General features: G+C 42.5%; 11 protein-coding genes. 5 read left to right on the top strand and 6 right to left on the bottom strand.

What is annotated here, in order from left to right:
* Nucleotides 1-753, bottom strand: a complete 753-nt coding sequence (locus M3M37_RS05735; RefSeq protein ID WP_252794853.1) for a hypothetical protein — start codon at nt 751-753, stop codon at nt 1-3.
* Between the two features lie 17 nt (nt 754-770).
* Complete coding sequence (locus M3M37_RS05740; RefSeq protein WP_252794855.1) at nt 771-1,760, bottom strand: LCP family glycopolymer transferase; 990 nt, start codon at nt 1,758-1,760, stop codon at nt 771-773.
* Between the two features lie 279 nt (nt 1,761-2,039).
* Between M3M37_RS05740 and M3M37_RS05745 the strand changes: the two genes are divergently transcribed.
* From M3M37_RS05745 to M3M37_RS05755, 3 genes are all read left to right on the top strand, one after another.
* Nucleotides 2,040-4,190: an ATP-dependent Clp protease ATP-binding subunit gene (locus M3M37_RS05745; RefSeq protein WP_274705509.1), complete on the top strand. Its 2,151-nt coding sequence runs from the start codon at nt 2,040-2,042 to the stop codon at nt 4,188-4,190.
* Between the two features lie 142 nt (nt 4,191-4,332).
* Nucleotides 4,333-6,201, top strand: a complete 1,869-nt coding sequence (locus tag M3M37_RS05750; protein ID WP_252794856.1) for an acyltransferase family protein — start codon at nt 4,333-4,335, stop codon at nt 6,199-6,201.
* A 23-nt stretch (nt 6,202-6,224) separates the two neighbouring features.
* Entirely contained in the window at nt 6,225-6,902 is a 678-nt protein-coding gene (locus tag M3M37_RS05755; RefSeq protein WP_252794858.1) for a TVP38/TMEM64 family protein, read from the top strand.
* 78 nt (nt 6,903-6,980) lie between these two features.
* On the opposite strand, the gene M3M37_RS05760 is transcribed toward M3M37_RS05755, so the two are convergent.
* The gene (locus M3M37_RS05760; protein ID WP_252794859.1) at nt 6,981-7,364 is read right to left on the bottom strand and encodes an iron-sulfur cluster biosynthesis family protein; all 384 of its coding nucleotides are present in this window, start codon (nt 7,362-7,364) and stop codon (nt 6,981-6,983) included.
* Between the two features lie 189 nt (nt 7,365-7,553).
* Here M3M37_RS05760 and M3M37_RS05765 point away from each other — a divergent pair, with 189 nt between their 5' ends.
* Nucleotides 7,554-8,339: a glucose 1-dehydrogenase gene (locus M3M37_RS05765; RefSeq protein ID WP_252795930.1), complete on the top strand. Its 786-nt coding sequence runs from the start codon at nt 7,554-7,556 to the stop codon at nt 8,337-8,339.
* A 72-nt stretch (nt 8,340-8,411) separates the two neighbouring features.
* Here M3M37_RS05765 and galU read toward each other — a convergent pair whose 3' ends face one another.
* Both galU and M3M37_RS05775 read right to left on the bottom strand, forming a co-directional pair.
* On the bottom strand, nt 8,412-9,287 hold the full coding sequence (gene galU / locus M3M37_RS05770; RefSeq protein WP_252794861.1) for a UTP--glucose-1-phosphate uridylyltransferase GalU: 876 nt from the start codon (nt 9,285-9,287) through the stop codon (nt 8,412-8,414).
* Nucleotides 9,288-9,430: 143 nt separating this feature from the next.
* Complete coding sequence (locus tag M3M37_RS05775; protein ID WP_252794863.1) at nt 9,431-10,357, bottom strand: alpha/beta hydrolase; 927 nt, start codon at nt 10,355-10,357, stop codon at nt 9,431-9,433.
* A 214-nt stretch (nt 10,358-10,571) separates the two neighbouring features.
* Here M3M37_RS05775 and M3M37_RS05780 point away from each other — a divergent pair, with 214 nt between their 5' ends.
* Nucleotides 10,572-12,125, top strand: a complete 1,554-nt coding sequence (locus tag M3M37_RS05780; protein ID WP_252794865.1) for a ClC family H(+)/Cl(-) exchange transporter — start codon at nt 10,572-10,574, stop codon at nt 12,123-12,125.
* 265 nt (nt 12,126-12,390) lie between these two features.
* On the opposite strand, the gene hisS is transcribed toward M3M37_RS05780, so the two are convergent.
* Nucleotides 12,391-13,578: a histidine--tRNA ligase gene (hisS, locus tag M3M37_RS05785; RefSeq protein WP_252794867.1), complete on the bottom strand. Its 1,188-nt coding sequence runs from the start codon at nt 13,576-13,578 to the stop codon at nt 12,391-12,393.
* Between the last annotated feature and the right edge of the window lie 207 nt (nt 13,579-13,785).

Here is a 13,785-nt window from a genome sequence, read left to right on the forward strand (position 1 = left end):
TTAATAGTAATCTGTCTCAGCTGCGTATGGAGATTGGACTGCGTGTGTTTTTGCTTGTTTTTTTGTTACTTGTTTCGGTGTATATTTCTCTACATAACCATTAACTTTGGCTCTGTTTAACAAAGTAATTTGTTTTAAAGCAGCTTTGTCATTACCAAACTGAGCATGGTTTTTATATTTAAACTGGTAAGGATGGTACTTAATTTCTACATCGTCACCAGGATTTAATTTTAAAAATTCATTGTTAGAAATCATCGTTCCCTTGTAAGGAGTTACTACAGGTGCATCAGTGGGAATGGGAACATTGTTGATTTGCGCAACAATCGCATTTTCACCTTTATGGTCATCAGCGTTAATCCCTAAACTTCCATTATTATATTTCATCCATACAACTTTTCCTTTAGTAGCTATTTTAGTTTTACTACTATTATTGATTTCAAATGGGCTATCAACTTTTGCCAAAGAAGAACGAGAAACAAACATGATGGCTAAAATTACAATTAAAGCAACTCCTAGCAGTACTTCATTGCGAAAAACATGCTTTCTACCTGAGTGCTTTCCTCGTTCATTATCAACGTTTTCATTGGATCTATTCTTATTACTAGACAAAATCGGTCCATGATTTTGGAAATCATATATGAACAATACAGTTACAACAATAACAATCAGAATAGCCGCAATTAGATTAAAAATGCTGCTATTGAAAAGTGAACCTAATTTATACAAAAAATATTGCCAATTAGAGTACTCCATTTATTCAAAAATCTCCTTTAATTTAAAGCGATATCACCAGTCGTAGCATGTGGTAAGTCTAGACTACTTCTGATTTGATCTGTCTTTTTTTGCAATTCAGATTGCGGTGTAACTTCCATGTCTTGTCCATCAATCATTTCTCCAGACTGTCCACTCAAGTAGGTATTTTCAATGTTCTTTCGAGCAGAAAGATATCCAGTTGCAATCGCAGATAAATCAGAGAATTGCAAATCAGTTTGGGTGTTTTTAGCAATGGAATCGATAAAGCCTTGATTTAATAAGGAAGTTACGGAACCACTCTTAGTAACTACTCCTTCGAGCAATTGCCGTTGCCGCTGTTCCCGACCAAAGTCACCCCGAGGATCGTCGTAACGCATCCGCGAGTAAGCTAGTGCCTTTTTCCCGTCCATCTTAGTGGGTTGCCCCTTTGTGAAGTGGTAACCCTCATAATCAAAGGTTAATTCGGGAGAAATAGTTACTCCCCCGACTTGGTCAACCACTTGCACCAACCCCCGCATGTTAATCATGGCGTAATAGTCAATCGGGATATTTAGCATCTTTTGCACCGTTTGAATGGCAGTTTTAGCACTGCCGTAAGCATAAGCAGCGTTGATCTTAGCGGGAGACTGGTCTGGGTAACCAGGAATGTTAACGGCTGTATCCCGCGGAATACTGGTAATCAACGTCTTGTGTGTATTCGGATTGATGGTCACTACCATCATGGTATCTGTCCGACCCTTGTAAGTCCGCCCCAATTCCCCTGTATCAGTTCCCATTAGTAAAATAGAAATGGGCTTTTTGTTCTTCAACAGTGCACCTGTATCTCGCTCTTTTTGTAACCCAGCACTGTTGTATGCCTTGTTAACAGCATTTTTAACCGCAAAGTATTTATAAGATCCAAAGGCAACTCCACCTACCAAAAGGACCAAAATAATCGTCAAAATAATGTTGCGGGTTCGATGTGATCTTTGGGGCTTTTGATCACGATCTAGTCGACTTTCGTCCATACTGATAATCTCCTTTTCCTACATAAGTCCAAACGACAATAGTTACAGTTTACCAAACTAAAGTAGATTTTAAAACATTAAGTTGGACGTGTCCCCCGTGACGCTTGCATTTACCCTCTTATTTTACCCTGATTTTAACTTTTTTAGACTTTGTGAGCTAATTCCTTTTCTTTTTGGTTAAGAAAGGTTAAACTATTAAGTATAGAGATTAAGAAATATCTCTGATGGGAATTCATCTAATAAGTGCCTTCCCAATAACTTAGGAAAGAAGGACTTTCTATGCCAAGCAATTTTGGAAATGACCCATTCGGAAACAACGGAATGGATGACTTATTTAACAGCTTTTTTAACAATATGGGTAACAACCCCCATGCTCGTTACGTCGTTAACGGACATGAATTAACTCCAGAACAAGTGGCTGAAATGCGCCGCACTGGTCAAATTCCTGGTCAAACTGGACAACACAATGTCACACCAAATCAAGCTAATCAACAAGCAAATCAAAAACAAGAAAGTTACCTTGATAAAATCGGTCGTAACTTAACCAACGAAGCTAAACAAGGTTTACTGGATCCCGTAATTGGTCGGGACAAAGAAATTCAAGAAACTGCCGAAATTTTGAGCCGGCGAATTAAAAACAACCCGATCTTAGTTGGAGATGCTGGAGTTGGTAAAACAGCCATCGTTGAAGGATTGGCACAAAAAATTGTCAATGGTGATGTTCCAGCTACCATCAAGGACAAGGAAATCATTTCAATTGACCTTTCTTCTCTAGAAGCCGGAACTCAATACCGGGGAGCCTACGAAGAAAACATTCAAAAGTTAGTTAAAGAAGTGGAACAACGTAAAAACGTCATTCTATTCTTTGATGAAATTCACCAAATCGTTGGTGCCGGTGCTTCTGGGGATGAAAATGGCGGTAAAGGTTTGTCTGATATCTTGAAGCCGGCTTTATCTCGTGGTGACATCTCTGTAATTGGAGCTACTACCCAAGATGAATACAGAAACACCATCATGAAAGACGCTGCTCTGGCCCGTCGTTTTAATGACGTTGTGGTTAATGCACCTAGCAAGAAGACGACCTTTGAAATCTTACAAGGGATCCGGAAGTCTTACGAAGAACACCACCAAGTTAAATTACCTGATGATGCTTTGAAGGCTGCCATTGATTACTCAGAACAATACATTCCACAGCGATCATTACCTGACAAGGCCATCGACTTAGTTGATATGACCGCAGCCCACTTAGCTGCTAAGCACCCAGTAACTGACAAAGTTAGTCTGGAAAAAGAATTACAAGCTGCTAAGCAACAAAAAGAAGACAACGCTAACGCGGAAAACTTCGAAGCTGCTGCTAAAGACAAGGCTCGGATTGAAGAATTAGAAAAACAATTAAACAATGAGTCTGACAATTCCGAAACTCCAGTCGCTACTCCAGCTGATATTGCTGAATCAGTAGAGCGGTTAACCGGAATCCCAGTTTCACAAATGAGCTCAGACGACATGGAGCGTCTGAAGGGAATGGGCGACCGGCTCAAGTCCCACATCATCGGTCAAGATGAAGCTGTGGATGCCGTTGTCAATGCCATTCGGCGGAACCGGGCTGGTTTTGATGATGGTAATCGTCCAATTGGATCATTCCTCTTCGTTGGACCAACTGGGGTTGGTAAAACTGAATTAGTGAAACAACTGGCTAAAGACATGTTTAACAACCAGGATTCCATTATCCGGCTTGACATGTCTGAATACCAAGATGAAACCGCCGTTTCTAAGATGATTGGTGCCACCGCTGGATACGTTGGCTATAACGACAACGGTAACACCTTAACGGAACGAGTACGGCGGAATCCTTACTCCATTGTCTTACTTGATGAAATTGAAAAAGCTAACCCCCAAGTAATTACCTTATTACTACAAGTAATGGATGATGGTCGGTTAACTGATGGGCAAGGAAACGTTGTTAACTTCAAGAACACGGTGATTATTGCTACTTCGAATGCCGGATTTGGTAACAACTCCATGACGAAGGATGACGATGAGAACGAAAGCATCATGGATCGTTTAGCTCCATTCTTCCGTCCTGAATTCTTGAACCGGTTCAACGCCATCGTAGAATTCTCTCACCTGACGAAAGATGACTTAAGTCAAATCGTGGATTTGATGATTCAGGACTTGAACGAAACTTTGGCTCGCAAGGGAATGAAGTTGGCCATCTCTCAAGATGTCAAAGACTGGTTGATGGAACAAGGTTACGATGAAGCCATGGGGGCTCGTCCATTGCGGAGAGTAATCGAACAACAATTACGTGACAAGATTGCTATGTACTACCTCGACCACCAAGATGTTAAGGACATCAAGGCTGTCTTGGATAAAGAAAACGACACCATTAAAATTGAAGCAGATCACGTCGCTGAAAAGGCTGACAAATAATCTTCTTCACTAATAGAAAATAACCTGTCATTACGGCAGGTTATTTTTTTTACTTAATTTGCGCTTGCCTATTGTAACGCCATTCTTCGGGATATATTATTAAAGATGTGCTAAAAAATTTTGCAAAAGAGGTTTCATCACCATGCCAACTGATCACCCTAAAAACCGCTTCATTACTGGATTTACCGGTTTACGAGCCCTAGCCGTTATTTGTGTTATTCTGTATCATTTTAATCCTGCTCTTTTTAGTGGAGGTTATTTAGGGGTTCCGGTCTTCTTGACCCTATCAGGATACCTAGTCACAGACCATCTGCTTAATGAATACCAAACGACTGGTACCTTCAGTTACGGTCATTTTTGGTACAAACGCTTAAAACGTCTGTACCCAACCTTGATTGTGATGCTCTTTGCCACAGCTGCCTACATTACCTTTTTCCAACGTAATATTTTAGCCAACCTCTGGCAGAGCATCGTGACAAACCTTGCGTACGTGTATAACTGGTTTGAAATTTTAAACGGTCAATCTTACTTTCAAAAATTTGCCGGTTCAGAGTCTCCCTTTACACACCTTTGGACCCTCTCCATTGAGGGTCAGTTCTATCTAATCTGGCCTCTGATTGTCATCTTATTGCTTCGCTTTTTCCGTAAATCTAAACGTGGAATCTTCTGGACGGCCCTAATTCTTTCCGTGATTTCGGCTCTCTTAATGGCCTTCTTGTTTAAACCTGGTGTTGATCCCAGTCGAGTTTATTATGGAACTGATACCCGCATGTTTTCCATCTTGTTAGGGGCTTGCTTAGCGGTCCTCTGGCCTAGTCAAAAGACACTTAGTAGTCCGAATTCCCAACAACGCTGGTTTTTCGAGGTGATTGGTGCCATTGGAATGGCTGGAATGGTAATCACCGTCTTTACGGTCGGCGCCCAATCACCATTCTTATACCGTGGGGGGATGTTCCTCTTTTCCATCTTCACCGTCCTCGCAATGTGGGCCATCGTGGCCAACGCCAGCGTTTGGAATCGCTTGTTAACGAATCCTGTCTTTGATTGGATTGGATCAAGAAGTTATGAAATCTATGTCTATCAATTACCAGTCTTCGTATTCTTTGGCGATAAAATTAAGAACCTCGCTGATTATCAGTGGCTCTACGCCCTCATTGAAGTCGCCATTATTCTAGTGATTTCAGAGCTTTCCTATCGTTACGTGGAAGTTCCTTTTAGCCACTATGATTATGCCCACGCTGCCCGACAGATCTTAAATTTTGTCAGTCACATCACACCCCGGCGAGCCATTCTCTCCTTAATCATCGCATTAGGAATGGTGGGTTTCATTCAATCCACCATCGTGGACCCCAAGGTGGCGAACCATTCCCCCCTAGCTAACCACATTAAGCAAAACGCCAAAAAGGAAAAACAATATAACCAAAAACTAGCCCAACAAATTAAAGACGGTAAAAAAGTTAAACGAACTTCTGCTGACGAAGCCAAAATTCAAAAAGACGGGCTTACCAAGGCACAACTCAAACAAGCACAACAATTATCTGGGAGTGCTGTGGGAGACTCCGTCATGTTAGCAGGACGGGATGATTTACAAAAGATCTTCCCACAACTCTACATCGACGCTCAGGTCTCCCGTCAAGCTGATGTGGCTGTTTCTTCTTTAAAGACGATGCAAAGTAAGGGTGTCTTGGGTAAAAATGTTATCATTGGGCTAGGTACCAACGGGAATATTAATCAAGATACCATCGACGAAGTGATTAAAATTGCGGGTCCTAACCGCAACGTTTTCTGGATTAATAACCACATTCCGTCTCAACCGTGGCAAAACAAAAATAACGAGCTCTTAACCGAAGCCCACCAGAAGAACAAAAACTTCTACGTGATTGATTGGAATGACTACGTTGAAAACCATCCGGATTGGCTTTACAATGACCAAGCACACCCGAACACCACTGGTGCGCCTAAGTATGCTACGTTCATTGCCAAAAATGTCTTAGAACATGAAAAAAAATAATTAGAAACAAATAAGGAGTACCCATGAAATTACCCCGAATCAGTCGAATGGATCTCATTAAAATCGGTGCCATCATCATCGGAATTTTAATTTTAATAATGATGTTTAAGGACTACCTACCACAAATTAAAATGATGTTTGATCCCTCAAAACGGCCCCAAGCTATCCAAGAAATCCGACAACATGGTGCGTTTGATGCCATCCTTTTAATGTTGCTCTTGTTTATCGGAACCGTTGTTCCTGGGATTCCCGTGATGCCCATCGCGATTTTAGCAGGGTTATGCTTTGGCACCCTCTTTGGAACGCTAATTAACGCAGTAGCCATTGGACTAGGTAACTTGGCCGCCATTCATCTAATTAGCCTCTTCAAACGGGACGTTCAAAAGGAATACAAACATAATCGGTTTGCCGATCACCTAAAAAACAGTAAAAACCCCCTCATGGCGCTGGTTGTGGGTTACTCAATTCCGGCAATTCCATCTTATCTAGTTAGCTTGCAAGCTGCTAACGATGAGAAACAGTTTGGGAATCAATTGGTCCAAGTGGCCGCTTGTTTGGGAACGATTCCCCTAGCTTTGATTTATGCCCTCGGGGGAAATTCACTGCTAGCCGGGAAATGGCTAGAATTATTGATTGTGGTGCTGATTCTCTTGCTATTTTTCTTGGGAGCGGATCGCTTCTTGAAGTATTTAGCGGGATAAAAAAAGTGATGCTAACTTTTTAGTTAGCATCACTTTTTTGTTTATGAAGTTTTTTAACTCAATGGATTAAACTACTAATTAGCAGCCAATCACACCATCCATGCCAGTGTTTTCAATGCCCTTAGTAGCATCGTTAGTAGTCATTTGACCGTCCAAGAGTTCACTATCACTCTTTAATTGTAACCAGTTGTGATTAAAATCAATCTTCATTCCTTTATCAAAGAATGACATGTCATTTTTACTCGTATAGAAAGGAGCATCCTGATTATTATCCATTTTAACGTCATATGGGGCTTCTAACTTAGAAACACCCACCACTTGGAAAGTATCACCAACGGTACAAGAACCGCCACCCTTTGAGTATTGGTTGGAACCATCATCAGTGGCTAACAAGTAGTATTTAGCGTCTGGCATGCGTTTCTTGATGTAGTCCATTGCTGGGTCAGTAATCGTTAAGTTCATAATAATATTCCTCCTTCAATTAGTTTACTAATTCATTCTAACAGCTTCACCAGCTGAACCCCAATATTTAGCTCACAAAATTTAATTTTTAACAACTTAATTTTCGAGAAGGCTCCGGCTACAGTTCCGAAAGAGGTATGGTAAAATTGAATTATCCTCACACACAGAAAAGGAGTAACTAGTATGGTTATGTACAAAGATCTTGAAGGTAAGACAGCTGTGATTACCGGAGGAGACTCTGGAATTGGGGCTGCAATTGCTGAACGGCTCGGTCAAGAGCACATGAACGTGGTCATTAACTATCATCGCAATGAAGAGGCAGCTAATGATACAGCTGCTAAGGTCGAAGCTGCTGGTGGAAAAGCCACGATCATTCAACAAGACATTAGTGACGAAGCCGCTGCTGACGCATTAGTGAAAAAAGCTGTTGATACTTTTGGCGATCTCGATGTGTTCTTTAACAACGCCGGTATGGAAAAGCATTGCCCCACGGATCAAATCGAACTTAACGACTGGAATGCTGTTTTAGATGTTAACTTGACCGGAACCTTCTTAGGCACCAAAGCTGCTTTAGATTACTGGTTGGCTAACAAGAAAAAAGGGGCCATCATCAACACCTCTTCCGTGCACCAACAAATTCCATGGCCCAACTTTGCTAGTTATGCGGCCAGTAAAGGTGGGGTAAAACTCTTTACAGAAACCACGGCGATGGAATACGCTAACCAAAACATTCGAATTAACCAAATCTGTCCAGGAGCCATTAATACTCCCATTAATGCTAAAAAATTTGCAGATCCAGAACAATACAAATCCACGGTTTCCATGGTGCCGATGAATCGGATTGGAACCCCAGAAGAAGTCGCTGCTGGTGCTGCTTTCTTAGCCTCCGACCAAGCCAGTTACATTACAGGGGTTTCCCTCTACATTGATGGTGGAATGACGCTTTATCCTGCCTTCATGGATGGTAAGGGCTAAACCATCTAAACAGCAAAATTTAATCACAAAAAAACGCTGATTCGAATGAATCAGCGTTTTTTCTATGGTTATTTATTTTAAGTCGTTGGCTAATTCGATAATGTAATCTTTCAAATCAGCGCTTAAATCAGGCCGTTGCAACCCAAATTGAATGTTCGTCTTGAGCCAGCTCAATTTGTTTCCGGTATCAAACCGTTCACCTTTAAATTCGTGTGCATAGACCTTTTGTGACTTATTTAACGTGTCAATCGCATCCGTCAGCTGTACTTCGTTTCCTTTACCAGGTTTAGTCGTTTCTAAGACATCTAAAATCTCTGGAGTAAAGAGGTAACGTCCGATAATGGCGAGATCACTTGGTGCGTCTTCTGGACTCGGCTTTTCTACGAACTGACGTACATCGTAAGTTTCGTCATCCACCTTTTCAATCGGATCGATCACCCCGTATTTAGAGGTATCTTCATGTGGGACCCGCATCACAGCTAACGTTGACGAACCGGTCTTTTCATAACTGTTAATCAATTGCTTAGTCAACGGAACTTGATCAGTCATCAAGTCATCCCCAAGCATAACCACAAATGGTTCATTGCCAAGGAAGCTTTTTCCAGTTAAAACTGCATCCCCTAATCCCTTCGGATAAGGTTGACGGACAAAATAAACCTTTACGTCATCAGAAGCTTGCACCGATTTCAACATGTCAAGCTTCCCTTTACTTTCCAGGTTTTCTTCCAACATGTAGTTCGGTGAAAAATGGTCTTCAATTTCGTTTTTGCCACTTCCTGTAACAATCACAATGTCGGTAATTCCAGAAGCCTGCGCTTCTTCCACTATGTATTGAATCGTTGGGGTGTCAATCACCGGCAACATTTCCTTGGGAACTGCTTTAGTTTCTGGCAGGAACCGGGTTCCTAATCCAGCCGCGGGAATAATCGCTTTTGTAACTTTTTTCATGTGCTTTAATCCACCTTTGATTGTAATAACATCATCGTTTAATCCGATAATATTTTGTTTTTAAACAAGAAATTTATCTTTAGCATATCAATTCTACCACTTTTTGTAAATATCTTTTCAAGCATCGAAAAGTCTATAACCCCTTACGGACGGGAGTTAAACCACTGTTCAGCAAAGGCCTGCGTTCGGTGCTGATATTCCTCTGGATCCATAGAGCGAGCTTGAGCGTGACCTGCCCCCTTCACAATCCAGATTTGTTTATTCTTACCGTCGTTGTTCCGGTAGTTCTGGTAGGCAAATTTAGTGGGTACGAACTGATCTTTATCACCGTGAATAATAAAGAGTGGAATCTGATTCTTATGCAAACTCTGCTTCGTGTTCGCCCGTTGGAAATCATACTTGGCTAAGATCTTCGAGTAAACGTTAGCTAACGGCAGGATTGGGAACGATGGCAATTTAAACATCGTCTTCAGTTGATAAGCCAGCTCGGCATTAATGCTAGCGTACCCACAGTCAGCAATCGCAAACTTCACGTTTTTCGGTGCCAAGGGCAGGGTGTACATCACTTCGGCCGCTCCCATGCTAACCCCAAACATTCCTATTTCTGCGTGGGGATTGTATTCGTTTAACTGCTTCATCCAGTTAGCCAGGTCAATCCGATCCAGCCAGCCATAACCCACGTAATGACCCTGACTTTTCCCAAACGCACGATTATCGGGCGCTAAAACGTTGTAGCCGTCATTATGAAACATTTTAATGTAGGAACTCATTTTTCGTGCGGAGCTCCCATAACCATGCACCACCACGACCGTTTTGTCGGTTGGTTGAGCGGCTGCAAAGTAATGAGCTTTCAGCAGTAGTCCATCTTTGGTTTTTTGGGTCCAGGTTTGTGACGGAGTCTTGTCGTAAAATTCAGTGTTAACGTTTGCACCTTGTTGGGAAGCAAACCCACCCCTTTGAAAGGCAAAGTTAAAGAGATAATAAACTGCGAAGCCGCTAGCAACGATTACAATAATCAGGATTACGACCAGTACGCGGGGCCACACCCGCTTTTGTTTTACTTTATCCATTTCTAACCATCTTTCTTTTTATTCAGATTAAGTGACGGCTCCATTCTCGAAAATTAACCGCCAACTTTTTATCATTACTCGTTAGCTTAATAATGATGGAAAATTACGACCATCATCAGCATTCTATTGTTCCTTATTTTACCACATCTCGAACTAGCGCCGGAAAATGATACAATAATGAATGTTTTAAACAATCATGGAGGAGATGGAAGTTGTGGCAAAACCACACTGGTTAGCATTAGCAAACTTAAAATTCGTGGGAATTAGCGCCGTCATTGGAATCGCAACGGGAGGAGTCATCTCTGTGTTTCGCGTTCTAATTGAACACGGACTCCAGTTCAGTACGCACTTATACCAAACCATTCCCCATCACTGGCAAAATCTTTGGATTGTCATTCCTCTGGCCCTCTTGTTGGCCATCGTGGTTGGCTTGCTGGTTAAATCCGAACCGAGCATCCGTGGTTCTGGAATTCCGCAGGTAGAAGCGCAGCTAGCCGGAAACCTCGAAATGAACTGGATCCAGGTCCTCTGGAAGAAATTCGTAGCGGGCGTGCTTACCAACTCTACCGGAGTTTTCATGGGACGTGAAGGACCATCCATTCAACTTGGAGGTGCCGTAGGCCAAGGAATTGCCGCTGGCTTAAAACAACAAGGCGGAACCAGACGGCTTTCGATTGCTACTGGAGCTGCTGCAGGACTTTCCGCCACGTTTAGCGCGCCGTTAGCCGGCACTTTCTTTGTCCTTGAAGGCGTTTATCGGAACTTTCAACCCACCATCTGGCTCTCCTGCCTGACTGGGGCACTGTGTTCTAACTTTGTTTCAGAAAACGTGTTTGGCTTAGCTCCCGTCCTTCCAATTACCTATCAAAGATTACTCCAACCGGTAATGTACTGGCAGTTACTGCCGCTCGGATTAGCTTTGGGAATTCTGGGTCACTTCTATAACTTAGGTTTGCTCAATTTCCCAGCGTGGTATTCCAAAATCAAGTTGATTCCGAGTTGGCTCTACTGTGCAATTCCTCTGCTCCTCATCATTCCAATTGGCATGTACTTTCCTGCTACCACCGGTGGGGGAAGTAAAATCATCATGCTCCTGGCTACCCACCACTATGCCGTGCTGCTGATTTTAGCTTGGTTAGCGTTGCGGTTTAGCTTTGGACTAGTATCATATGGCGCTGGCTTACCGGGTGGTTTCTTCATGCCCATCCTAACCATTGGGGCTTTAATTGGAGCTGGCTACGGTACCATCATGCACCAACTGGGCTTTTTACCCGCCAACTTAATGAATAATCTGATCATTTTCGGCATGGCCGGCTGTTTGACGGCCGTTTGCAAAGCCCCGTTTACTTCCATCATCCTGATTACTGAATTAGTGGGTAGTACCAGAAACTTCATGTCATTGACCATTGTGGTTTTAATTGCCTACCTCACCGCTGATTTAATGGGAACTCAACCGATTTATCAAGTGCTCTCAGAAAGACTCACGAGCATCAAACGTTACATTGATTCACTGGAAGCCACCGACCAACTCCAGGTGCCGGTCTTTGGTTTTAGCGAGGTCGCCAACCAGCAGGTCCAAGACGTTAAGTGGCCGGAAAATACCATTCTGATTACGATTAAACGGGGTAACCTCACGATTCTGCCCCATGGTTCAACCGTAATTAAACCCGGGGATACGTTGATTTTCCTGGTCCACAAGGACGCTGTGGGTTATCTGTACAAGGAACTACGACAGATGGCAACAAATCAAACGGATGATTTAGGATAAGATGAGCAGCTTTAACAATCCGCTAGATTTAGCTAAGTTAATTCTTAAAATTGGACGACAACTTGGTCAAAATGCCATTTTTGTTCAAGTTATAGTCAGAAATGATGATGCAACTTGAACAAAACAGCTAATTTGTTGAAATTATAATAATTATAAATAACATTTCAATCGTAAATTAAGCACTTTAAAATACGTAAACGAATTTTTACATTGAAAAAAGAGGCTCGCTACCAATTTCTGGTAATGAGCCTCTTTTTAACTTTAGCTATTCAATTACAATGATGTTTTTCGCGTTTAGCTTAAAGGCTTCCTTCTTTTGACTCTTCATACTACGTTCTTGGAAGTTTACTTCCACTACGTTTCCGCTACTACGCAACTCTGATGCCTTAGCTAACGCTTCGTCTAGAATGCGATTAACTTCTGCGGATTCTTTGTCCTTGGTATCAGTACAAATGAAGTAATCCACCGCGTGTTCGTTTTCGTCGGCTTGAACGACCGTGGCTAACCGTTCTTCTCCAAACGCAAACCCAACGCCACCCATTTCGGGTCCGCCAAATTCCTGGACCATGTTGTTATAACGACCACCGGCACAGATGGTGGTGTATTCGTCACCAAAGGCAGGCGCCTTCGCCTGAATTTCAAATACCGTATCGGTGTAGTAATCAAGCCCCCGCACTAACCGATCATCAACCGTATAGTCCACGTGTAAAATGTCCAACGCCCGTTTAACGGCTGCAAAGTATTGTTGCGAACGTTCGTTTAAACTATCTTCCAGTTTCGGAGCCCCCGCCACAATTTCTTGATCATGCCGGTCTTTACTATCAAGGATCCGAAGTGGGTTTTGATCCAACCGCCGTTGCGAATCATTACTCAACTCGTCTTGGTACTGTTTAAAGTAGTCCACCAACGTGTCCCGATAAGCCGCCCGACTTTCATCGTCTCCGAGGGTGTTGAGTTCCACTCGCAGATTCTGGATGTCTAAGCCTTGGAAAATGTCGATGGCTAAGCGAATCACTTCAGCATCAATCTGCGGGCTTACGGTTCCAATCGTTTCACAACCGATTTGGTGAAATTCCCGGTTGTGCGTAGCGCCCGGCCGTTCGTACCGAAACATTGGTCCCATGTAGTAAGTCTTAACTGGCTTGGGATGTTCTGGTCCAAATAACTTGTTTTCGACAAACGAACGGACAATTCCGGCCGTTCCTTCCGGACGCAGCGTGATGCTTCGTCCCCCTTTATCTTCAAAGGAATACATTTGTTTCGTCACAATGTCTGAGGAATCCCCGGAGGTCCGACTAAAAACGTCCGTTTTTTCTACCAGTGGGGTTCTAATTTCAGCGTAGTTATAGCGCGCAAACACGTTACGGGCTGTATCTTCGATTCGTTGCCAGATCGCAGTTTGTTCCGGCAGGATGTCTTCCATCCCCCGCACTCGCTTGAATTTTCCATCCATGAATTCAACCAACTTTCTTTTTTGGGTGTTTAGTTAAATTCTACCATTATTCTTAAATTTTGAATAATTTCCCCGCTAATTCCAAACATTTTTCCGCGTCAAAATGGTTACGTACATTAATTTACAATAGTGGAGTTAGTGTTCGTGATTTTCTTTGATTTTCCGCGCTCTTTCTGCTATTCTATGATATTAATAACAGTCATAGAT

Source organism: Fructilactobacillus carniphilus, assembly GCF_024029675.1.
GTDB classification, from domain to species: Bacteria; Bacillota; Bacilli; order Lactobacillales; family Lactobacillaceae; genus Fructilactobacillus; species Fructilactobacillus carniphilus.

Excerpts from the sequence above, each read along its gene's own strand:
- M3M37_RS05745 (WP_274705509.1), top strand. The coding sequence starts at position 2,040 with ATGCCAAGCAATTTTGGAAATGACCCATTCGGAAACAACGGAATGGAT.
- M3M37_RS05760 (WP_252794859.1), bottom strand. The coding sequence starts at position 7,364 with ATGAACTTAACGATTACTGACCCAGCAATGGACTACATCAAGAAACGC.
- M3M37_RS05740 (WP_252794855.1), bottom strand. The coding sequence starts at position 1,760 with ATGGACGAAAGTCGACTAGATCGTGATCAAAAGCCCCAAAGATCACAT.
- galU (WP_252794861.1), bottom strand. The coding sequence starts at position 9,287 with ATGAAAAAAGTTACAAAAGCGATTATTCCCGCGGCTGGATTAGGAACC.
- M3M37_RS05775 (WP_252794863.1), bottom strand. The coding sequence starts at position 10,357 with ATGGATAAAGTAAAACAAAAGCGGGTGTGGCCCCGCGTACTGGTCGTA.
- M3M37_RS05735 (WP_252794853.1), bottom strand. The coding sequence starts at position 753 with ATGGAGTACTCTAATTGGCAATATTTTTTGTATAAATTAGGTTCACTT.
- M3M37_RS05765 (WP_252795930.1), top strand. The coding sequence starts at position 7,554 with ATGTACAAAGATCTTGAAGGTAAGACAGCTGTGATTACCGGAGGAGAC.
- M3M37_RS05755 (WP_252794858.1), top strand. The coding sequence starts at position 6,225 with ATGAAATTACCCCGAATCAGTCGAATGGATCTCATTAAAATCGGTGCC.
- M3M37_RS05750 (WP_252794856.1), top strand. The coding sequence starts at position 4,333 with ATGCCAACTGATCACCCTAAAAACCGCTTCATTACTGGATTTACCGGT.
- hisS (WP_252794867.1), bottom strand. The coding sequence starts at position 13,578 with ATGGATGGAAAATTCAAGCGAGTGCGGGGGATGGAAGACATCCTGCCG.